This is a genomic window from Micromonospora sp. WMMD558, from assembly GCF_049315255.1.
In the GTDB taxonomy this organism is placed as follows: Bacteria; Actinomycetota; Actinomycetes; order Mycobacteriales; family Micromonosporaceae; genus Micromonospora.
In genome coordinates this window covers 4,495,207-4,517,082 of the sequence record NZ_CP186061.1, presented here as the reverse complement: position 1 = coordinate 4,517,082, position 21,876 = coordinate 4,495,207, and the positions used below count along the sequence as shown (strand labels likewise).

Genomic DNA, 21,876 nt, shown 5'->3' with positions numbered 1-21,876 from the left:
TCCGTCGTGCGTGGAATCGGTCGTGCGGTCGAACCAACCGGGTCATCGGTCCCGAGACAGCCGGTTGAGTGTCCTGCTGGCCTCGTGCCGCCGGCCCGCGCTGAGCTGCAGCAGCCCGATGTCCCGCTGCAGGTCGGTGATCCGCGTGTCGTCGCCGTCGATGAGCGGTTGGACGTCGCGCAGCAACTCCTCCAGCTTCCGCAGCGCCCGGTTGCCGTCGCCGATGCGGCTGTAGCAGGTGGCCTCCCGCTTCCGGCAGTGCAACAGCCGGTCAAGGTTCTCGCTCACGCCGAGATCGTCCGCGATGTCGGCGTACGCCCGAGCTGCGTTCGGGTAGTCGCCGTCGTCGAACCACCTGTCGGCGAGCTGCAGTCGGCGCTCGAGTCCGGACCCGTCCTGGGCGGGGCTCTCGCCCTCGGGCGGCGGATCGACGCTGGGTGGTGCGGTGGGCTGCGACGTTGCCGGTGCGGGCGCCGCCGCGGCCGATGGTACGTCGGTGAACACCCGGCTCAGCACGTCGGCGTACATCCGGACGGGGCTGCGCTGCGACGGCGGGTGGAGCGCGCCCGGCAGCTGCCCCAACTCGCGGACGAAGGGCCGCAGGCGTTGGTGGACGACGGCCGCGTCGACCGGTCGGTCCTCAGGGTTCTTCGCCAGCAGATCGAGCACGAGCCGTTCCAGCGTGGCCGGCACGTCGGCGCGTACCTCACGCAGCGCCGGCGGCGGCTCGTGGACGTGCTGGTTCATGAGGAGGTAGGTCGTGGACCCGTCGAACGGCCGCTCACCGGCGAGCATCTCGTGCAGCGTGCAGCCCAACGCGTAGAGGTCGCAGGCGGGACCGGGCTCGGTCCCGCCGAGGAACTGCTCCGGCGCCATGTAGGCGAGCGTTCCCGGGTTCTGATCGCTATGGGTGATCCTGGAGAAGCCGGGAACTGCGGAAGCGACCGCCAGACCAAAGTCGAGCACCTTGACCGCGCCGTTCGGCTCGAGCATCAGGTTGGCCGGCTTCAGATCACGATGCACCAGGCCGGCCTCGTGGGCGGCGACGAGTACGGAACAGACCTGTGCCGCGATCGCCGCCGACCAGCCGATCGGCAGCGGCGCCTGTTCCGCGATCAGGTCGGCGACGGTGATGCCGCGGATCCGCTGCATCACCAGGAAGGGACGTCCGTCCTGCTCGCCCCAGTCGTAGACCGCCGGTACGCCCGGATGCTCCAACCGGGCCATGATGCGGGACTCACGTCGGAACCGCCGTACAAGAGCTTCATCGTTCCGGTCGTCCTGCAACCGGATGAACTTGGCCGCGATCTCCCGGTCGAGCGTGGTGTCGCGACCGAACCAGACCTGCCCCATCGCGCCGCCGGGGACCGGCAACGGCTCCAGCTCGTAGCGACCGTTCAGCTGAGTGCCGGTCACAGTTCAGACCTCGCGTCCGAGCAACACGTGCACCGCCAGGCGCGGGCACTTACCGACATCGAATAGCACTCGCTCGACGACGTCCGGCTCGGTCTGCCACTCCTGAGCCCAGTTGCGGGCAAGCTCGAGGTACGTCTCGTAGTCGGCAACTGAGTTCCCGCGCAGGTCGAGCCCGCACAGCATCCTCAGCGCGTCACGGACCACGCGGTCGAAAATGAGCGGCCGGAGCTGGTCCACCGCGCTGAGGTAGCCGGCGAAGTATAGGAACTTCGTGAAGAAGGACGGACCGACACCGTTTACATACAACCGCCCGCCCGGCAGCAGCGCGGCGTACGCGGGGAAAGGACCCTCATCTTGTAGGAGACGCGCGGCAGCAGCCAACCGATTCGCGACAACCTCGAAAGCGTCCGCCCATGACCTGGTGCGCAGCCTTATCCGTCGGTTGCCGCTTCCCCAGACCGTCGCCGCGACGAAGGTGTGGGCTGCCGCGACTGGTTCAGTTGCGCGGCGGCCGATCACATGCACGAGGGTTCGATCTATGGTCGATCCTGCCTCCTCGAGTTCGCGCGGCCACCACCGACTGTCCGCCGAGAGCGCGTCCTGCCACAACTGTGGGTCGAACTCCGTGGTCTGGCGTTCAACCCAACGGAGGCGGTCCGGGGGAAGACCGCGGAACGGCAGCGGATGACTGCTTGCCGGGCTGCTCATGCCATATCCGCTTCACGGAACCACAGCGCGTAGACCGCGTCGGCGACGCTGCCTGAGGCAACGGGCGCGTCCAATTCAACTGCTCCACCCGCGCTCTCGACGGCCCTCCGCACTTCCGAAAACCGGCGCGGCCGAAGGTTCGGATCTCTGACGAAAAACGCCACCGGCCGGTCCCGCCGGTTCCCCGGCTCGACGCGGACGACTACCGCAGGTGGCCATGCCGACGCGTTGCCATGAGGCTCTTCACGGTCAGGTGCCAGAGTCACCAGGACCAGAACGTGACCGGGGAGTACCTTTCGCTCATCACCGCGGCGGAGACGCCACCAGTTGACCTCCGCGCCGTGGCCGTGCCGTCGCTTGACCTGTTGGAACGTCTCCTCCGCAGCCCGACTCAAGCCGTCGTCCGTGGGAACGCTCGTACCGATCCATAAGGGTTTGGCCCGGTTGGGAGTTGGCATTCGGCGTGTAGGGATACGGGGAGTACGGCGCGGCTCGCGGTACACCTTCCTTGCGTGGGCAAGCCACTCGTCGTCGATTTCGTCCGCGAGCCCAACCCAGATGTCGAGTTGTTCACTGACCGCGTCACATACTGTCTCGTCGTCGGTGACGATCGCTGCCTCGTCCAGGACGTCGCGTGAGCTCTCCGAGGCGTTGGCCGATCCAACCACAGCTGTGCGATAGCCCCGCGCCTTGTGAAGAAGGATGACCTTTGCATGTAGGTCGGGAAGGGACCATACCTCGACGCCCATCTTCCGCCACGCCTCTATGGCATCGGGATGGACAGCGCCAGCAGCCAGTGACGCGTCACTGCCGTTGACGACGAGGATGTCGTCCCGCTGGAGCCGCAGTATCTGTGGTGCAGTTCGACCTGCAAACGCGATGGCTACCCGCCGACGCGTTGCACGATCGATTTGTCGCTGCAGGTCATCCCATACGCGGCCAGCGAGAAACTCCACCGCAGCATTATGGACATCACGGACCCAGCCAGACCAGGGTGCGTTTGGTTGTTCAGCGAGCGCCGGCCGTGAACGCCAGGAACGGGCTGGGCTGTCCGCTCCAGGACACGTGCAGCGCCTCCCGTGCCCGCGTACTCGCCACGAACAGCAGGCACCGCTCCCGGAGCAGGTCGCTCTCGTGCTGCATCGGATCCACCTCGGACGGCGTAACCTCCTTCGCGAAGGGCACCGACCGCGCCGTGACACCGACCACCGCCACGCACCGGAACTCGAGCCCCTTCATCGCGTGCATGGTGGCGAGCCGCACCCCATCGACGTCCGCGCCGGGCTGGTCCCGCACCCGCACAGCCGGGATCCCGGCGGCGGCCAACTCCTCCTGCACATCGCCCAGTGTGGTGTTGAACCGAGCGCACACCGCGATCTCACTCGCCGCTACACCTTGCTCCAGCCACTCCCCCACCCGCTCCACGAGCGCCGCGATCTCGGCCTGGCTCGTCGGGTACCCGGCGGCGTGCGGCCGCTTGCCGTGCAACAGCGACCGGTAGCCGGCGAGGCTGTCGTCACCGTCGCCGCCGAGGTCCTCGATCCGCGTCCCGACGAGTACGCCGGTCGACCAGGACAGGATCTCCTCGGTGCTGCGGTAGTTGACCCGCAGCCGGCTGCTGCGCCCGGTGACGGAGATGCCGAGGGCGCTGAGCGAAACCCGCGAGTCGTAGATCCGCTGGTGCGGATCTCCGGTGATGAAGAGGTCGTCCGGGCCGGGTGCCACGGCGGCCCGCAGCACCCGCCACTGCGCGGGATGCAGGTCCTGCGCCTCGTCGACCACGACGTGGTCGTACCCGTGGTCGGTGAGGTCGGCGTTGCCGAGCAGCTGTGCCGCTCGCGCGCAGATCTGCAGGTGGGTTGCGGTGCCGGCGGCTGACAGCTCCTTCTGGAACATGTCCACGGCGTCCCACACCCGGTCGCGCTGGCGCGGGCCGAGCGCCGACCCTCTCCCCCGCCGGCTGGCTGCGCGGTACTCCTCGCGGCTCTGCACGTTGTGGGCGAGTATCACGTGCCGGAACTCCTGGGCGAGGAACTGCTCGGTCCAGGGCAGGTTCAGCCTCCGGCACACCCGCCGCCAGACCTGCCGCTCGTCCACGTCGCCGATCGGGGTCGGCACACGCCCGGCGAGGGCCCGCACGGTGCGGTGCGCGAAGCCGTTCACCGTGGTCACTTCCACCCGCGCCAGCTGCTCGTCGTCGTCGTCGTCGAGGAGCAGCGCCAGGTTCTCCCGCAGGGTCGCGGCCAGGGCATTGGTGTACGTGGTCAGCAGCACCCGGCTGTCGGGCGTACGGGAGAGCAGGTGCTTGACCCGGTGCAGCGCCACCACCGTCTTGCCCGTGCCGGGCCCGCCCGTCACCTGGGCCGGCCCGTTGTAGGAGACCCGGTACGCGACCCGCCGCTGCGACGGGTGGAGGAACACCCGCCAGGCGGCGAAGGGCTTGTCGAGGATCTCGGCGAGCTCGTCGGGCCGGGTCACCAGCGTAATGCGGTTGGCGGTGTTGGCGATCGCCACGGCCAGGCTCTCGCTCGGCTCCGGCGTCGCGTCCGCCGGCCGGCGTTCGGCGACGACGTCGCGGTAGACCTCGTCCGGCGTGAAGCCCTCGGCGAGGTACTGCAGCACCTCGAACTGGTCCTCGGGCAGCAGCGTGCCGAACGCGTCCAGCTGACGCTTGTCGATGATCGTGCGTACCGCCCGCAGCACCTGGTCGTCGATGCCGAGGTGCCGCAGCACCGTGTCGGAGTAGCGAGCGAAGAGCAGGCTCGGCGCCTCCGCCGCGGCCTTCTCCAGCGCCGGGGTGAGCTGCTCGATGGCGACGACGTTGCGGACCTCCAGCGCCCGCGTCGCCGTGTTCACCGTGTAGAGCCGCTTCGCAGCCCAGGTGTACGCGTCGTCGTGCGGCACGACGTTGAGCAGCAGGAACGTGTCGCTGCCGTCGTCGGGCGCCAGCACCACCCCGCGCCAGAAGTCCGTGACCCGAATGGTTCGCATCCGCGGGTCCCGCGCGTTGTTCACCGACTCCAGGTGCAGGCCCTTGTCGGCGTGCAGCTCGGCGATGCTGAGCTGCTGGAACTTCTCCATCGCCTTGCGTACGCCGGCCTTGACCGGCTTCTCCAGGACGTCGTAGCTCTGCCAGAAGCTGTTGGCCAAGGCGAGCTGCGGCACGGCGCGACCTCCTGTGTCTAGGCAAGGGCGGTGGGTGCGACCCTACCGTTCGCCTGCGCCGCGAGGTTGGCCGCAGCACACCGGCGCCACAGTCGAAGTGGTCGTGACTAAGCCAAGCTAAATCTCGATCACTGCGTCCGGGTTCGCCCAGACGGAGCGCAGTTCTACGATGTTGTTGAGGGGAGAGTTCTTGGCGACCTCGACGATCCCGGTGACGCATGCGTGGATGGTTTCTGCGTCGCGGTCCTCGATAGCCTTGTCGAGCCTCGTGAAGAAGGCTCGATGCAGTTCGCGACGCTCCTCAAAAACGCGATCCAGGTAGTCCCGCAACCCTTGACTCGCGGCGCTGATTCTGGCGATCTCCTTGTCGCGTTCAGCTACGATCCGGGCGCGCTCTGTCATGTTGGCGTCGATACGCTTAGCAACATCGACAATTGCCATGAGGTACTGGGCCGCGTCTGCGGTGGTGGCCATCCGGCCCACCGCTTCAACGACGATGTTCGGGCGGGTGTCAGGCATTGGGGTGCTCCGGGTTGTAGTTGCGGTACTTGACCACCAGAAATTCGCCGTTGGGGTCGAGCGTCAGATCTGGATTCACGACGGGCGCTGCGCCGACTTCGCCGACACCCTTCACGACGAGGAGCACCGCTTGTAGGCGGTGCGCATGATCATCGTTGTCGAGGTCAAACCCGCCGGGCTCGCGCTCAACCTGTTCCAGGTAGTCGATCGTTTCCCCTGCGCACCTCACCAGCCCCGCCAGAACGTCCTGCATCTCGCCGACCCGCTTGTCGATGCCGCGAAACAGTTCGTTGCGCTGGTTGTATTTGGCGACTGCTTCCTGGACGTCTGCATCGTACTTAGCGACTGCCTTGTCGGCGTCAGACTTCGACTTGATCATCAAGCCTACGCTGAGCGCGACCGCCGGGACCGCGGTGATGATGTTGAGCCGGAGTACGCCTGCTGCGATACCCCCGCCTCCGGCCGCCTTGGCCCCGCCTCCAATCGCCGCGAGGGTTGCGTTTTGTGCTGCTGCGCCGCTCAGCGTCTTGATCGCAGTTCCGGTAGATGCCGTGGCTACCTTCGCTACGGTTGCATAGGCGGCACCACTAAGGCCGCCTCCGGCGGCGGCCGACACAATACCGTTCATCGCGGCCGCGATTTCGCCGGGACTCGAGACGTCGGGCGATACGTCGATCTCCCGTTTTTCGGGCGTCTCTCCCTCCTCGATGATTTGGCGTTCACGCATCCGCAACTGGCGCTCGTTGCGTTCTGCAAAGGCTTTGATCCGGGGCATCACAATGTCGAGGGCGGACTTTTGATGCTCACCCAGCGTTGTCAACTTCGCAGAGGTGGAGTCAGCGGCGGCTCGGTGCTTCGCGTACTCATCATCGTGGTGGGCCTGCAGGTCTTCCATCTTCTTCTTCGCCTGATTCTCGATAACCTTGTTACCCACAAAGTTGGCGACCGCTGTTCCCGCGGCAACGGCCACGAGAACCACAGGAAACGGCATGACCCACCTCGACACTCAATCGTTGTTTCCGCGGCTCACACCCTAGCAGTGGTTGCCCACTGTGCACCGGCTCGCAGGAGCCCGCAAAAGTCGTAGGCTGTCCGCCTTGATCCGGTTGACATAGGAGCGCCCTTTAAAATCACCCAAATGGCCGAGTCCCAGGTGTTGCCGAGCAGCTAGCCGCTCTCCCCGCCCGCCAGGTTTCCACGTACGTCATTGAGGCGCTGCCGCCGTCGGATATCCGACGGTATACGGGCCACATTGCAGGCGGCAGGCCACGGCGAGTTCCCGTACGACCCGATCGGCGCCGCGCAGCGGCTGGCCGCCCATCGGCAGCACGGCCGTGCACCGGCAGGCTCGTGCCGGCCACCCAGCATGGGTAGCGCTGGCCAACCAGGCCAGTCATCACCTCGCGGCCCAACCAGATCCGCGTCGCCCTCGGCGATGGCTGGAGACCTGATGACCTCACCGCTACCTGTCAGCCTGCGGTCGCAGCGCGGCGACCCGGGCCAGCACCGGCCGGAACGCAGCATCCTGACCGTCCGGCCCGATCGCGACGCCTTCGAGCCACACCCACTCTCCGTGGTACCACTCGCTGAGGTCCGGCCGGACCCGGACGATCCGGAGCCGGAGCGGACCGTCGGCGTACCGGTAGTCGGACTCGGCGAGCTGGACCACGTCCCCGGGGACGACGGACACGCACGGGACGACCGGCACCCGGGCCACCGCCGCCGGCGCCACCTCGGCGGGGCCTTGCGGGCGCGCCGCCGGCCGCGGTCCGGTCCCGGCGGCCAGCGCCGCCCGTCGCGCCCGCAGGATCAGCCGGTTGCGGATCTGCGCGGGCGACAGGTCGGAGACATTCATCGCCAGTACGTCCGCAGGCAGCGCACGATGATCGTGTCGGCCCAGGCAGCCCGGGGGCAGGTGCCGTCGGCGCGGCAGTCCGGGCATTTCCTGGTACGGGGATCCTCGGTGGGGCTCCGCCAGTGCACCTCGACCACCCGGTTCGCACGAGCGAGCTGAGCAGGCGTCACGAAAAGTTCGTCGTCCGGGTCCGGCCGGGCGGACCAGGCCGGCTCACCGCCGGGCGGCGCCTTGTCGGCCGGCGTCGGGAACCTCCCCCGGTTCCGCTTGCCTCGCCGGTCCGGTTCATAGCGGCCCGCGCGCTGGTTCCGCGCCGAGGAGGCCGGCCGCTCCTCGGGCCGCTCGTAGACGAGCGCGCCGTCGCACCGCCAGGTCACCCGCAGCTCCGGTACGACGTGTTCGACCACCAGCCGCCGAAACCGCCCCGGCACGTCACCGTCCGGCACCGCCTGCCCGGTCAGGTCGATCACGACCGTGCGAGGCCGCAGGAACCACTTCCATCGCCTGCCCATATCCCCTCCCCGGCTACCGTCCCGGTCGAGGCGAGCCTAGCACGCCTATAAAGCCTGTAAAGATAGGAAGGGGTTCCTTTATATGACCTCGGGGCTGGCTGCTTCCCTGATCACATGCCGTATGCCCAGCCGCTTTGGCGCCAGATCAGGGAGGATCTCCGCGCCAAGATTCGGGCCGGCATCTACCCACCGGGAAGCAAGCTTCCGTCGGCTCGGCTCCTCGCCGAGGAGTACGACACGAGCCATGTGACGGTTCGACGCGCCCTGGACTCCATGATCGAGCTTGGCGAACTCGTCGGCCGCATGGGAATCGGCGCCTTCGTCTCTGATACCTCAGACCGAGATTCGTAACCGCGAAACCGGCCCCAGGAAGTTACTCCCGGGGCGAGCCGCGAAGACGCTATCCCGCTGTCGCTGGGGCCGGGTTGGCTGGGTGTCGAGGACCGTGCCCCGGCGGCGGGGCAAGGGTCGACGTGTAGGTCTCTCCGTCAACCAGCGGGTTTGTCAGGCTGACGCCGGCAGCAGCCATCCGGTCGTACTCGGCAAGGATCAGCTCCTTGGTCCGGTACGTGCCGCACTTCGCCTCATCTTTACGCTTGACGATCGGGAACGTCTCCATGATGTAGTCCACATCAATTCGCGAGATGCCATAAAGGTGGAAGAAAAGAGCGTCCAACTCGGCTCGGATGATTGATCGACGGGTCTCGCTCCAGCAAAAGGGCTTACCGTTGTCGCCTAGATCACGGCTGAAATGCATCATGTCATCTGCTGTAAAAATCAGCTCTAGAACGCGATGCTTGATGAAGGAAACGTGAGGAAGGAGGGTCTCAGGCGAAGGGATGGGCAGCTGTCTCCAAATGAATTTGCTCATACTCGTTCCGCCAACCTTTTGGCGACTCACAAAGTCACACACAAAGGAGGCCTGGCATGCGTATAGGCCTGCTAGATAGCTGGCGTCAAGGGACGACAGCATGAGGGGGATCTTGTTTCCGACAGCCGACAGCGGAAGCAATGTAGGGATTGCTGTCCGGTCATCGGTTGCGCGAGCAATTTCGCGCCATCCAAGCAGCCAGCCCCTCCGCCAACCCTTCCGCGCAAGCTTCTCCGCCACCTCGCGCTCTTCAACCCAATACCGAGGAAGGGCGAGAGTAGCTGGATTTCGCTTCTCCGATTCGCCGAAATCTCGTACGGCACCCGTTTGCTCGTAAGTGGCCCAGCGGTGATCGTAATGGTGGGCCATCTTCCCTTCGTATAGCGGGAGCATTCGCCTTTCACCCCTACAAAAGGCGTTGCTCCTGAGCATCCATCCTGCGGAATCTAGCTCGCCCGATGAGTGGAAGAGGAAGGAGTCATGGGACATATGGAACATATCCATGAAGGACGCCCTCCACGGGTTGCCGGCTGGGTCACCCTCCTTGAGTAAGACGGGGAAGCGACGGTAGGCATCAAGGGTGATTTCTACGTCACGGCGGGAGCGGAAGACGGGGCAGGTACCGGTGTTCGGATTGAGCAGAGCGATCTCCCCGGGGGTGAGGGTGAACGCATTGTCAGGGTCGTCGAGTTCCGCCGGATCGTGCAGAAAGAACGCGAGGCGAATAGCCAACTCCCGGAGGCTTTCTCCGGTTAGCGCAAGGATGCTGAACTTGAATGAACGATGCACCTCTGGGAACAGGGGTGCAGCATTCTCAAAGTCGTAAACCGCCGCGATCGAGCCGGTCCGCACAAGGTCATTGAAGAAGTATTGCGTCCTAGCGTCAGTTGCGACTCCCGTGGGGACGATGATGCCAGCACGCCCGCGTGACCCAAGCAAGAGGCGAGCTGTCTCCGAGAAAACCGCGTAGGTATTTAGGTTCCCTTGACCCGTGAGCGGAGCACGGCCTGATCGCCGCAGGAAGTGACTCTCGGCGTAGACCCCACGTTTGGCCGCTGAGTACTCGTTGTACAGCGGAAGCGTATCAGGGTCCTCCTGGAGTGCGGCAATCAGCCTCTTTCGGGCGTCCGTCTTCGATGCTGCAGCGATCGCAGGTGAGCGCCGCGCAAAGAACTCTTGCTCCTTAAGTTCCACATTTTCCCACGGCGGATTTCCCAGTACACAATCGAAGCCGCCCGCCCAGCCCGTCGCACTTGATGCACCTTGGCCGTCCCCTGGGACCGAGAAAACCTCCGGGAACTCGAGATGCCAGTGAAAGAAGCGGTATTGGTGACGAAGGCGGATGATCTCGTCGTGGGTTGCCATCGATGCGCCATGCACCGTCGGGTCGTCGAGTGAGCGGAAAATGCCGTGCGTGACTGCCCTTGGCGCATCTGACTTCTTTATCCACATGAATGCAGCGCACCAGGCATCCGCGAGGTGGAGAGCGTTGACGTAATCGGAGGACTTGGCCCACCTCGCATACGCCGCCGCCTGGTCCCGGACATCACGAAGGGTGCCGGGGGCCGCAGCCGTGATGCGCCGCACGGTGGAAGCGAAGGCAGCGTTGGCTACCTTCATGGCGTCATCCTCAATGTCGAAGAGGCTTGACTGGCCTCGGCGTTCCTCGGCGTTGAGCTTCTCGAGCACCTTGGCGTGCTTCTTATCATCGCCCTCTGTGGGGATGAACGCCTCGTCGGGAACTCCCCCCTTGAGCAGTGCGGGCGTGGCGCCGATCAGCGCGTTGCCGCACTTCACGTGCGCGTCGAGGAAGCTCAGCGGCTTGCCCGGCTCCAAGGCCTCCATCCAGAGCGACACCTTGGCCAGTTCGACGGCCATCGGGTTGAGGTCGACGCCGTAGATGCAGCGGGCGACGACCTCATGAAGGGCGTGGCGGACCGCGTCGACGGTCGGTTCGGGGTTCCGCTCACGGACGGCGGCGACCCGCTTGGCGATCCGCCGGGCGGCGGCGACGAGGAAATGCCCGGAGCCGCAGGCCGGATCGCAGACGGTGAGCGACAGCAGCTCGTTGACGATCGCGTCGTTCGGTTCGGGCTGCCCGGCCGCCGTGGCGGCCTGCTCGCCACGCTTGACCGCGTCCTCGATCACGGGGTCGAGCGCCGAGTCGAGCAGGCAATCGATCAGCGAGGACGGGGTGTAGTAGGAGCCGGTGGTCTTGCGGGTGTTGCCGGCGAGTTCGACCAGTTCGAAGGTGCGGTCCACAGCGCTGTGCTTCGGCACCAGTTCCAGCAGCGACTCGTAGATCGAGCCCAGCTCCTCGGCGTCCAGGTTGCGGTAGTCGACCGAACGCCACCGGCGCGAGCCGGCGTCCCGCACCAGCGACAGGTGCCGGACCGCCGTCAACAGGTAGTCGTTCGACAGCGACAGGTCCTTCAGCGGCTTGTCAGCAACCTCGTCGTAGTCAAACAGGCCACCGAGGCCGGGCAGGCCCAGCTCCGGACGGCCGTTCTCGTCGCCGAGCGCGTCGAGGACGACCCGCAGCGCCTGGTAGAGGTCGCTGTGCGTGGTACCCCGGCGGCGCCGCGCCTGCGTCCGCAGCCGGGCGGACGAGAAGTACGCGGCGTACCGTTCGCGGGCCTGCTCGCCGGCGTCGGGGTGGTGCAGCGCGTCGCGGTCCTCGGCGACGAAGAGGAAGAGCAGCCGGTAGACCAGGCGCAGCAGGGCGTTGTGGAGGGCCTGCGGGTCGACGTTCTCCCGCAGCGCGGCGTTGTCGGGGTGACGCAGGAAGCCGGTGCCGAGCGCGGTGATCGCCTCCTGGACACCCTTGCGGAGCTGGTCAAGTGCCCGGGTGCCGGCGGTGATCGCCTCGGTGCGCCACTTCTCCAGCCAGCACGTCGACGGCGCCGCCCCCTCGGCGACCTCGAAGCGAGACACGTGCAGTAGCCGATACAGCAGAACGAACTCGCTGAACAGCTCGCCGTCGAAGATCGCCTCCAGGTCGAACTCGACGTACGCGGCGGTGGCGAGTGCGCTGGAGTCGCGCAGCAGCCGCAGCTGCCGGCCGTTGGTGAGCACCCCCCACAGGTGGGCCTCGGAGCGGTTCAGCAGCTCCTGCACGAGCGACTGCGGCGGCACGCTGCCCGCGCCGGCCGGCCGCTTGTCCGGCGCCGCGTTCCACGGAGCCAGGTGGATCGGCACGTGGTTCCAGCGGTGGCTGATCGCGAACGTCTTGGCACCGTCGTCCGAGGTGATGCCGGTGACGCCGAGCGCGGTCAGCCGGCCAAAGCCGAGCTCCGCGAAGAGCGGCTCCAGCCACTGCGTGACCGCCAAGCCGGTCGGGTCGGCGGGAGTCTCGGCCTCCGGAGCGACGGGGAGCCGGTCGCGCAGCTCCTTCCAGACCGACTTTAGGTAGTCCCAGTGCCGCTCAGCGTCGTCGCGGACCGACCGGGAGCCGATCACCCGGTAGTCGGCGGGCTTGGCGCCGCTGACGTCCTTGCCCTCGGCGATCCGGACCAGCATGTCGGCGGGGATCAGCCCGCCGATGGTGTGGACGGCGGAGAAGACCTGGTTGCGGGCGGTGGCGGACATCAGGCGTTGCCTCCGGCGGGGGTGGAAGCGGGCAGGTAGACGTAGGCGCCGAGGATGTCGGCGGGCTTCTGCGCGGTGACGGTGAGGCCGCGGACGATCTCACCGGCCGCGCTGCGCACCCGGCGGTGCGAGGCGAGCAGGTCGGCGGCCAACTCTTCGCCGTACGCCTCGAGGTGGTCGGTCACTTCGGGCAGCCCGTCGAGGATCCGGCTCATGGTGCGCTCGCCGAAGTCCGGGTCGGTGTTCTCGTCGGCGGTCGCGTCGAGCAGCCGCAGCGCGTCGTCGGTGGGCAGCCAGGTGGCGTTGGCTGGTGCGCCGGCGAAGGCGAGCAGCCGGGCGTCCTCGGCGACGATCTGCCGGGTTCCGGTGCGGGACGGCAGGGTGAGGTGGAAGCGGTAGCGGACCAGCAGCAGCGTGGTGCGGCCGGTGACCGCACGGGTCCGGATGACGCCGCAGCGGCGGGCCGGGCGCGATCCGGTGATCTGGTCGTCCAAGGCGGCGTTGAGGACGTACCCGGCGAGCGCCACCACGGCCGGGTCGGTGCGGACCAGGGCGGCCTCGCCACGCGCGACGGCCGCCGTGGTATTGAACGGGACCTTGCGGCCCTGCTCGACGTCGCCGCCGAGCACCGGGGCGAGCGCGTCGCGGAGCCCGGCGGGGGCGCCGCTCACATCGACGGTGAAGTCCCCGGTCCCGCCCGGTTCGTCGCGCAGCACGCCGTCGAGTGCGCGCAGCGCCTGGCGTACGAAGTCGCGGATCTCGGCGGCGCGGCCGAGCGTGTCGCGGATCGCGGCGACCTCCCGGGCCACCTCGTCCGGGCGGATGGTGTGCTGGGCGAACCGGGACCGGGACGTCTTCTCCTTCTCGGCGGCGGACTGCCACTCGGTCGCCAGCGCGGCGGCCTTCTTGTCGATCGCGCGGTACTCCTCGACGTCGAAGAGGCTGCCCTGTTCCTGCTCCTGGCCGCGTAGCAGCAGCCACTCGACGATCGCGTCGGTCACGCCCTGCGAGGCGGCGTCGGGGACGGAGACGGAGACGCCGAGGTCCTTGCGGATCTGCCGGTGCTTGCGGATCAGTACGTCGAGGACCTTGCCGTCGATGCCGTTGTCGCTGCCCCAGAGGGTGATGACCCGGACCACGTCGCGCTTCTGACCGTACCGGTCGACCCGGCCCTCCCGCTGGTCGTGCCGGGTGGGGTTCCAGGCGAGGTCGTAGTGGACGACGGCGTCGAAGTGGTGCTGGAGGTTGACGCCTTCGGAGAGGCAGTCGGTGGCGATCAGGACGCGGCGGGCGGCCGGGTCGTCGCCGGCCGCCTCGGCGAGTTCCTCGATGCGCTGCAGGCGCTGCTGCGGGGAGAGGGTGCCGGTGACGGCGCGTACCACGGTCTTCTTGCCGAGCGCGCCCTCCAGGTGCTCGGCGACGTACTCGGCGGTGGGGATGTAGCGGCAGAAGACGATCGGGTGGTAGCCCTCCTTGAGCAGGTCCTTGAGGTGCTTGACCAGGGCAGCCAGTTTCTTGTCCTCGGCCGGTCCCTCCAGCTGGGCCGCCCGGTCGGCGAGTTCGGCGAGCCGCCGGCCCGCGTCGACCTCCACACCACCGGCCTCGGCGCCGGGGGCGACGTCCAGCCCTTCCAGCGCGTCCGCTTCGGAGAAGTCGCTGGTCAGTGGAGCGCCGAGCCGGTCGGCCTCCTCGGCGGTGACGGCGGTCGCGGTCGCCGAGCGGGTGCGCAGGGTCTGCGCGGCGGCGCGCGGCGAGGAGACCAGGGAGCGCAGCAGGGCAATTGCCGACCACCAGGCGATCCGGGCCTCTCGCCGGCCCCGGCTGTCCGCGGCGGTCACCCGCTCGCTGGCGTACGCGATGGCGTCGTTGAGCAGCGCCCGGTAGGCCGGGGAGAGTTTGTAGGTCTCGTCCTTGAACTCCCGGTCGGACGGGAAGGCTGTCTCCTGGGCGAGGCTGTCGTCGGCCAGGCCGTCTTCCTTGGTGAGGTACTGCCGCACGTCGGCGCGCTTGCGGTGCACGAAGTGCTGGGCGAGCATCCGCCGGCCGGCCTCCGAGCCGAGGTCGACGGTGGCGAGTTCGGGCCGGACCAGGCCGAGCAGGTTGCGAAAGGCGCTCTCCTTGCCGCTGTGCGGGGTCGCCGTGACCAGCAGCAGGTGCCGCTCGGGGTCGGCGGCGACCCGCTGCAGCAGCTCGAAGCGGAGCTGGTTCTGGGCGGAGGTGTTGTCGTCGGCGGCGACGCAGGTGTGCGCCTCGTCGACGATGACCAGGTCCGGGCAGTGGCGGACGAAGTCGTCGCGGTGCCGGGTGGACTTGATGAAGTCCATGGAGACGATGACGTGCGGGTGCTTGTCGAACAGCGACTGGCCCAGGTCCAGCCCGCGCTCCAGCTTGGACACCGTGGAGGCCAGCACCAGCTCGGCGTCGATGCCGAACTTCGTACGCAGCTCGGCCTGCCACTGCTCGGCCAGGGCCGGCGAGCAGAGCACGGCCAGCTTGCTGGCGCTCCCCTGCGCAAGCAGCTCGCTGGCGATCAGGCCGGCCTCGACGGTCTTGCCGATACCGACGTCGTCGGAGATCAGCATCCGCACGGTCCGCTGCCGCAGCGCCATCAGCAGCGGCACGAGCTGGTAGGCCCGCGGCTCGACGGCGATCCCGGCGAGCGAGCGGAACGGGCCGGCGCCGGAGCGGAAGCCGATCCGCAGCGCGGAGCGGAGCAGGCTCGCCGCGTACGCGTCGCCCAGGTCGGACGGCGTCGGCGGCGCGAACTCGGCGCTCTTCACCTGCTCGAAGGCGGGGAAGACGGCGGCGATGTCGTCGTCGGCGCCGCCCAGCGGTCGCAGGACCAGCATGTCGGGGGCGCTCTCGGGCAGCACGACCCAGTCGCGGCCCCGGGCGGAGACCAGCGTTCCGGCGCTGAAGGTGGTCATGAGGCTGTTCCTCGCGTCGTCATCGTGAGCGGCGGTGGGGTGGTCAGGCGCTGGTGCCGAAATAGCGCTTGTTCTTGGCGGCGATCGCGGACCAATCGGCGTCGTACGGGAACCGCACGACGTCCCAGCCCATGTCGAACAGGCGTTCCTCCGCCTCGCGGTCGCGTTCGGCGACCGACTCGTGCTCGTGGACCGGTCCGTCGACGAACACCGCCACGTTCGCCCCGGGCAGGCGGTAGACGTAGTCGGGACGGGCCAGCGCCTCGGTCACGAAGACCTGCGTGTCGTCCGGCAGCCGCAGGCCGCGCTCCTTCAGCCAGGCGATCAGCTTCCCCTCCAGCTTGGTGTCCGACTGGGCGGTGAGCCGGGCCAGCTGCTCCGTCCGGGACTCGCCCTCGCCGGTGGTTCGCGCCGCCGCAGCGGCGAACCGCAGCAGCAGGTCGCGGACCAGGTGCCGGTTGATCGAGTGGTGGTTGAGCTGGTTGCCGTAGGTCAGCAGGCACTCGTAGCAGCCCCAGGCGCAGGACCGGTCCTTGTGCGGTCCGCCCCGGTCGGTGCCGTCCGGGTCGAAGTGGCAGATGTCCAGCGCCGTGGCGGCAGCGCGGGCCAGCGCCGCCGGATCCGACTGCATGAGCCGGAGTACGCCCGCTCCGCCCTCGGCCGCCTCGGTGAAGAGCATCCGGTCGCGGGGACCGTCGTCCGGCGGAAGCAGCTCGGTGGTGAGTTCCGAGTCCTCCAGCTCGAAGGCCGCCTCGATGCCGCGTTCCAGCGCGTACATCAGGGTGAGCGCGACGTCGTGCTCCAGCGGCTCGTCGAGCTTGAGGACGAGGATGTTGCGGCGGTCCTCGACGTACGGGATGACCCGCTTCTTGCGCCGCTTCTCGTTGCCGTCGGCGTCGACCACGGGCATCTCGCTGGAGTCGCCGGACGCCTCGCCGGCGTCGCGTTCGTTCATCCACCGCCCGTCCGCCGGGTCGAGCCAGAACCCGTCGGGCTCGTCCTGCTTGGCACGGACTCGGCCGACGTTGGTGATGCGCACAGTGGCCGAGTCACCGTACGACAGGGTGGCGAGCCGGTCGTCGCCGTCCGCGACAGTGGCGTCCTGCCGGCCGGACCGAGCGCCGTGGTCCTGGAAGCGGTACGACGTCACAAGCCGGAAGCCCGCCCGGCGCCGCTCCTCCTCGTCGGAGGAGATCCGTTCCCGGCGCTTGGTGTAGACGGTGTGCAGGTGCAGTAGGCCGTAGGTGGTGTCGCCGAGCGGTTCGTCGCACATCTCGCAGCGGACGGCGCCGCCTCGGGCGTCGTGGTGGTAGCCGCAACTGGTGCAGCGCCGGGCCTGGCTCGTCACCACCTCGCCGGCCGCGTCCGGCGGCAACTGGATGCGGGTGACCTGGTAGCGGGCGCCCTCGTGGTAGATGAGCGCGCCCGGGCCGAACTCCCGGATGGCCAGAAAGCGAGGGCGCTGCAGGTAGTCGCCCTCACCCGACCGTCGGCCGGTGGTCGGCACGTACGCGGCCAGCGGCAGGCGCGGGAACGAGTAGCCCGGCAGGAAGCCCTCGCTGGCCAGGTAGCGGTACGGGTTGAAGTCCGACAGCACCGACCGGTTCTCCACCGTCTCGTTCTTGAGCAGGTTGAGCTGCGTCTCGGCCTCCTTGCGCCGGCCGACGGCGATCCGGCGGTCACGCTCGGAGAGGGTGTGGTCGAGGACGCGACGGTTCTGCTCGGCCTGGTCGACGAGCGCCGCCTTGAACAGGTCCCGCCAGCGGTCGAACGCCTGGTTGAACCGCTCCGGCGTGGTCCGGACCGTGTCCTCGATCCAGTTGTCGTCCCACCAGGTCGACTGCTCGAACTCGGGCACCAGCGCGGCGAACACCCGCCGGGCCGCCGCCATCGCGCGCTCCTGCGCATGCGAGTCGCGCAGCGCCGCCTCGATGTGGTCGTGCAGCTTCAACGCCGGGTCGGGGCGGCGGCTGTCCTCGAGGTAGGCGATGTCGATCGTCTCGGGGATCGCCCGGCCCAGCTTGAGGCCCGCCTCGGCCAGCCAGATCGCGTGCACGTGCGAGCGCACCAGGTCCTCGTTGGCCAGGTCCAGCCGAGGGGGTGCCACCGCCCCGGCCACCATCCGCTCGGAGCGCCGGAAGTAGTACTGGTCGTGGCTGTTTCCGGTGGCGCAGTAGGTGGTGACCAGCGCCGGCTGCCCCGACCGTCCGGCGCGGCCGCTGCGCTGCGCGTAGTTCGCCGGGGTCGGCGGGACGTTGCGCATCATGACGGCGTTGAGCTCGGAGATGTCGACGCCGAGTTCCATCGTCGGCGAGCAGTAGAGCAGCTTCAGCTCGGCCCTGCGGAAGGCCTCCTCCCGCCGCTCCCGCTCCATGGGGTCGACCTGGGCCGTGTGTTCCCGGGCGGTCAGCCCGGCGAGGGTTCCGGCCGCCGTCTTGTACAGCTCCCGGAAGAAGGTGTTGACCCGCGGCCCGTCGCCGCTGGCATACGTCCGCGTCAGCGGGTCGTGGCTGCCGGTCTCGCCCGTCCCGGCCCGCCAGATGAGCGCGCCCGCCGAGACCTGGTAGCCGGTCACCGGGGTGCCGGCCGAACGCCGGTACCGGCCCGCGCGTTCCGGCACCTGTACCACCTCGGTGACCTGGCCGCCTCGCTTGAGTACCTCCAGCAGGTCGGCGATCAGCTCCTGGGCGTCGTTCCACGACAGCTCGGGGAAGTGCACTCTGCGCAGGTACTTGCCGAACTTGCCTCGACCGGAGAGGAACAGGTTCGACCGGTCCAGGCCCCGACCCGAAGGCTGCGGGTAGGCCGCGCCGACCTTCGGCTTGTCGCCGGCGGACAGCACCCAGGGGTCGACGAGGCGTTCCTCGCTGGCCCGCTGGAGCGAGTCGAAGTCGTCGCGGAAGTACTGGACGTCGATCGCCAGCCCGCGGCGCATCTCGTCCAGCAGCACCCGCATCATCTCTTCGCGGTCCTCCGGCTCCGCGTCGCGCAGCTTCTCGTGGGTGCCTGCCCAGCGGTCCTGCCGTTCGGCGATCCACGCGAGATCCCGATAGTCGATTTTCAGGAGACCGGTCTGCTCCAGGTTCGGCATCGTGATGCGCCAGCCGCGCTCGAGGTCGAGATAGAGCCGGAACGCGACGACGTCCCGCAGGGTCTTCGCCGCCAGGCTGGCCAGCGACGGTGGGAGGTCGGCTTCCCGCGCGTAGTCGCCGAGGCTCAGTCCGAGCGCGGCGGTGACCCGAGCGGCGAGTTCCTCGTGCGTGATGCCGTCCTTGCCCGCCTCGACCACCGCCCGGTAGAGGGCGCCGCGCAGCTGCGTGACCTGCACGAAGTCGTTGAAGTGGCCGGCCTGGAGCGAGGCGTCCTGGCGGTTGTCGACGAAGGTGAGCAGCTTGCGCGCCTTCTTGTTCAACGCCTCCGGCGGCGCCTGCATCAGCGACCGGACGATCGACGCCGACACCAGCGAGGTCGCCGAGGAGCGGCCCTCCTGGTCCAGCGTGGCGAGCTTGGCGAAGTCCTTCCCCCGGGTCTGCTCGTAGCTCACACCGCAGTGCAGGCAGAAGAGGAACGGGGACGGGATGAAGGCAGCCTTCAGGTCGCCGTGCCCCTCCCAGCCCTGCGGGTTCACGGTGATCGCCTGGGGCAGCCGCTGACGGTAGGAGCTCTTGACCACTTCGCGCCCGCCGGCGTCGACCTCCAGCCACGATTCGGGGACCCGGCGGGCCTCGATCGCCTCCTCCTCATGCGCCGGCCACGGGCGGTCGGAGTCGATGTAGAGGTAGCCGTCGTCGCCGCGGCCACCGGTCGCGGCGGTGTCCCGGCGGGGCGCGTACACGACCTTGCCGTCCTTCTCGGACCGCCACACGGTCAGGTACTCCTGCCCGCACTCACGGCAGAAGGCCAGCGGCAAGAGGATCTTGCCGTCCGAGCCCGGCAGGACGAGCTGGTACTCGCGGGTGAGATGCCGGGTGAGCCCGTCCTCGAGGGTGACGTAGACGGTGTCGCCCTTGGAGAGGAACTGGTGCAGCCGGAACGCGAAGAGCGGACGCTCCGTGCGCGGGTGCCGAGCTTCGGAACCGGCCTTGAGGGTGGCCCGGATCGCCTGGGCGCAGTCAGCGGCGGTCAGGCCGCTCACCCGCGCCAGTTCCAGGGCGGCATCCTCGATCTTGGCCGGCTTCTGCCGAACGAGCTGGCCGGTGACCGGATCGGTGGCGAGCCCGAACCGGGTCTCGATCCAGCGGGCCAGCGGGTCCTCAACCAGATCCGCGTACGCCCGCGGAGCGCCCGGCGCCCGCAGCCGCTCCACCGGCACGCTGTCTGGTGCCTCAGCCGTGGCCCGGATCAATGTCTCGCCGATGACGTTGCCGCTGCTGACCTCGGTGCCGAAGAGGGTGGTGGCTACCCGTGCGACCGCCTCGCGCTGGTCGTCGAGGGTGCCCTCGGTCGACATGGTGGCGGAGGTCCCGATGCACTGCAGGTCGGTCGCCTGGCAGGCCTCCCGGACCCGCCGGATCAGCAGGGCGACGTCCGCACCCTGCCGGCCGCGGTAGGTGTGCAGCTCGTCGAAGACCAGGAACTCCAGCCCTCGGGCCATCTTGATGAGCGACCGGCGGTCGTCCGGCCTGGTCAGCATCAGCTCGAGCATCACGTAGTTCGTGAGCAGGATGTCCGGCGGGTTGTCGCGGATCTCCTTGCGCCGCTCGTCGCTCTCCTGCCCGGTGTACCGGGCGTAGGTCACCGGCTCACGGCCCGGCCCGTACCCGTCGCAGAGGTACTTGTCGAGTTCCTTGAGCTGGCTGTTGGCGAGCGCGTTCATCGGGTAGACGATGATCGCGCGGACGCGCTTCTGGGCCTTCGCGCCCTCCTGCTCGCGCGCCTTGAGCACCTTGTCCACGATCGGAACGATGTACGACAGGGACTTGCCGGAGCCGGTGCCGGTGGTGAGGACGTAGGAAGCGCCGGACTGGGCCTTCTCAATGGCCTCGCGCTGGTGCCGGTGCAGGGTGAGCGGTCGCCCGTCGCAGTCCGTGCCGCCCTCGGTCTTGTTCGCCTGGAAGATGCGCGCACACTCCCGATGCAGCACGCCCTCGTTGACGAGTTCGAGCATCGTGCCGCCGGAGGCGAAGAACGGGTTCAGCGACAGCCACGGGTCGGGCCACTGCGACTTCGCGTCGAGGTCGCGCTCGACGAAGTCGGCGATCCGGTCGTCGCGGATGATCGTGCCGCCTTCGGTGAAGGCCCGGTAGTCGGCGATCAGCCGTCGGTGCACTCCGAACACGTCCATGCCGGAGGCCGGGCCGGTCATGACCGTAGGCTCGGGAGCCGCGGGTCGGGTGGTGGCGGCACCGATGGTGTAGGCACTGCGGAAGTGAGCGACCGGGTTGTAGTCGTCCCAGCCGGGGACCTTGTCATCCCCCTTCGCCAGCGGCAGCAGCGTTTCGCGGACGGCCACGGCGTCCTCCGGCCGCTCCGCCGGGTCCTTGGCGAGCAGGCGTTCGATGAGCCGTTCCAGGCTCGGCGGGACATCCGACCGCAGCAAGCGCACCGGTGGCGGCGGCTCCTCCAGGTGCTTCTGCCCCACCTCGTGTGCCGAGCCGCTGTGGAACGGCGGCACACCGGTCAGCAACTCGAACAGGACACAGCCCAGCGCGTACAGGTCGGCGGCCTGGGTGACCGCTGAGGCCCGGAACTGCTCGGGGGCCATGTAGCGGGCGGTCCCCACCGTGACGCCGGTGCTGGTGAGCCGCTCGGCCTCGTCGGCGTCGACGATCCGACCCATGCCGAAGTCGAGAACTTTGACGAGGCCACGACGCAGGAGCATCACGTTCGACGGCTTGAGGTCGCGGTGGATGACCCCGGCGGTGTGTGCCGCGGCGAGAGCGTCGGCGATCTGGGCGCCCAGCGCGGCCACCCACGTGATCGGCAGTTGTGGCTGCTCGGAGATCAGGTCGTGCAGCCCCTGGCCGTCGAGGAACTCCATGGCGATGTACGGCAGGCCGGAGGAGTCGACGCCGCCGGCGATCGAACGCGGCAGGTTGGGGTGGGTGAGCCGGCGCATGATGCGGGTCTCACGCTCGAACCGCTGCACTGCCTTGCTGTCGGCGCTCGAATCAATGACCGCGCCAGTCCGGCTGCGGAGGATCAGCTTGACCGCGACCACCCGGTCTGGCGAGCCCTCCGGCGCCTGAAGGTCCTCCGCCCGGTGGACCTCTCCCATGTTGCCCCGGCCCAGTGCGTTCAGCAGCCGGAACCTGTTCGCCACCAGTTCCTTATCCACGGCCATTCCCCACGTCCCCACTAGCCGCCGTTTGTCCA

At 68.5% G+C, this 21,876-nt stretch carries 12 protein-coding genes; 1 reads left to right on the top strand and 11 read right to left on the bottom strand.

Annotated features, from left to right (window positions below; all coding sequences use genetic code 11):
• Positions 1-42 precede the first annotated feature (42 nt).
• The 8 genes from ACN26Y_RS21460 to ACN26Y_RS21425 form a co-directional block, all read right to left on the bottom strand.
• A complete protein-coding gene (locus tag ACN26Y_RS21460) occupies positions 43-1,416 on the bottom strand; it encodes a serine/threonine-protein kinase (RefSeq protein ID WP_422733382.1) in 1,374 nt (457 codons plus the stop codon).
• Between the two features lie 3 nt (positions 1,417-1,419).
• Positions 1,420-2,124 (bottom strand): hypothetical protein, encoded by a 705-nt coding sequence (locus ACN26Y_RS21455; protein WP_422733381.1) that lies wholly within the window; start codon positions 2,122-2,124, stop codon positions 1,420-1,422.
• A complete protein-coding gene (locus ACN26Y_RS21450; RefSeq protein WP_422733380.1) occupies positions 2,121-3,080 on the bottom strand; it encodes a hypothetical protein in 960 nt (319 codons plus the stop codon). Before ACN26Y_RS21450 ends, ACN26Y_RS21455 begins: the two co-directional genes overlap by 4 nt.
• 52 nt (positions 3,081-3,132) lie before the next feature.
• Entirely contained in the window at positions 3,133-5,289 is a 2,157-nt protein-coding gene (locus tag ACN26Y_RS21445) for a UvrD-helicase domain-containing protein (protein ID WP_422733379.1), read from the bottom strand.
• Between the two features lie 117 nt (positions 5,290-5,406).
• Positions 5,407-5,808: a hypothetical protein gene (locus tag ACN26Y_RS21440; protein ID WP_422733378.1), complete on the bottom strand. Its 402-nt coding sequence runs from the start codon at positions 5,806-5,808 to the stop codon at positions 5,407-5,409.
• Complete coding sequence (locus ACN26Y_RS21435) at positions 5,801-6,799, bottom strand: hypothetical protein (protein ID WP_422733377.1); 999 nt, start codon at positions 6,797-6,799, stop codon at positions 5,801-5,803. The genes ACN26Y_RS21440 and ACN26Y_RS21435 overlap by 8 nt, the downstream gene beginning before the upstream one ends.
• Positions 6,800-7,270: 471 nt before the next feature.
• Positions 7,271-7,663 (bottom strand): hypothetical protein, encoded by a 393-nt coding sequence (locus ACN26Y_RS21430; RefSeq protein WP_422733376.1) that lies wholly within the window; start codon positions 7,661-7,663, stop codon positions 7,271-7,273.
• Positions 7,660-8,175 (bottom strand): hypothetical protein, encoded by a 516-nt coding sequence (locus ACN26Y_RS21425; protein WP_422733375.1) that lies wholly within the window; start codon positions 8,173-8,175, stop codon positions 7,660-7,662. The genes ACN26Y_RS21430 and ACN26Y_RS21425 overlap by 4 nt, the downstream gene beginning before the upstream one ends.
• Before the next feature lie 114 nt (positions 8,176-8,289).
• Here ACN26Y_RS21425 and ACN26Y_RS21420 point away from each other — a divergent pair, with 114 nt between their 5' ends.
• Complete coding sequence (locus ACN26Y_RS21420; RefSeq protein WP_422733374.1) at positions 8,290-8,526, top strand: GntR family transcriptional regulator; 237 nt, start codon at positions 8,290-8,292, stop codon at positions 8,524-8,526.
• Positions 8,527-8,575: 49 nt separating this feature from the next.
• Here the strand turns inward: ACN26Y_RS21420 and ACN26Y_RS21415 are convergent, their stop codons facing one another.
• The 3 genes from ACN26Y_RS21415 to ACN26Y_RS21405 are packed head-to-tail and all read right to left on the bottom strand — an operon-like array spanning position 8,576 to position 21,844.
• Positions 8,576-12,634, bottom strand: coding sequence for an Eco57I restriction-modification methylase domain-containing protein (locus ACN26Y_RS21415; protein ID WP_422733373.1), 4,059 nt, complete (start codon positions 12,632-12,634; stop codon positions 8,576-8,578).
• Positions 12,634-15,561 (bottom strand): DEAD/DEAH box helicase, encoded by a 2,928-nt coding sequence (locus tag ACN26Y_RS21410; RefSeq protein WP_422733372.1) that lies wholly within the window; start codon positions 15,559-15,561, stop codon positions 12,634-12,636. The genes ACN26Y_RS21415 and ACN26Y_RS21410 overlap by 1 nt, the downstream gene beginning before the upstream one ends.
• A gap of 43 nt (positions 15,562-15,604) precedes the next feature.
• Positions 15,605-21,844, bottom strand: a complete 6,240-nt coding sequence (locus ACN26Y_RS21405; protein ID WP_422733371.1) for a protein kinase domain-containing protein — start codon at positions 21,842-21,844, stop codon at positions 15,605-15,607.
• Between the last annotated feature and the right edge of the window lie 32 nt (positions 21,845-21,876).

What these genes read in the sequence shown, in the direction of transcription:
- ACN26Y_RS21455 (WP_422733381.1), bottom strand. Translation starts at nt 2,124, where the DNA reads ATGAGCAGCCCGGCAAGCAGTCATCCGCTGCCGTTCCGCGGTCTTCCC.
- ACN26Y_RS21440 (WP_422733378.1), bottom strand. Translation starts at nt 5,808, where the DNA reads ATGCCTGACACCCGCCCGAACATCGTCGTTGAAGCGGTGGGCCGGATG.
- ACN26Y_RS21435 (WP_422733377.1), bottom strand. Translation starts at nt 6,799, where the DNA reads ATGCCGTTTCCTGTGGTTCTCGTGGCCGTTGCCGCGGGAACAGCGGTC.
- ACN26Y_RS21430 (WP_422733376.1), bottom strand. Translation starts at nt 7,663, where the DNA reads ATGAATGTCTCCGACCTGTCGCCCGCGCAGATCCGCAACCGGCTGATC.
- ACN26Y_RS21425 (WP_422733375.1), bottom strand. Translation starts at nt 8,175, where the DNA reads ATGGGCAGGCGATGGAAGTGGTTCCTGCGGCCTCGCACGGTCGTGATC.
- ACN26Y_RS21420 (WP_422733374.1), top strand. Translation starts at nt 8,290, where the DNA reads ATGCCGTATGCCCAGCCGCTTTGGCGCCAGATCAGGGAGGATCTCCGC.
- ACN26Y_RS21415 (WP_422733373.1), bottom strand. Translation starts at nt 12,634, where the DNA reads ATGTCCGCCACCGCCCGCAACCAGGTCTTCTCCGCCGTCCACACCATC.
- ACN26Y_RS21410 (WP_422733372.1), bottom strand. Translation starts at nt 15,561, where the DNA reads ATGACCACCTTCAGCGCCGGAACGCTGGTCTCCGCCCGGGGCCGCGAC.
- ACN26Y_RS21405 (WP_422733371.1), bottom strand. Translation starts at nt 21,844, where the DNA reads ATGGCCGTGGATAAGGAACTGGTGGCGAACAGGTTCCGGCTGCTGAAC.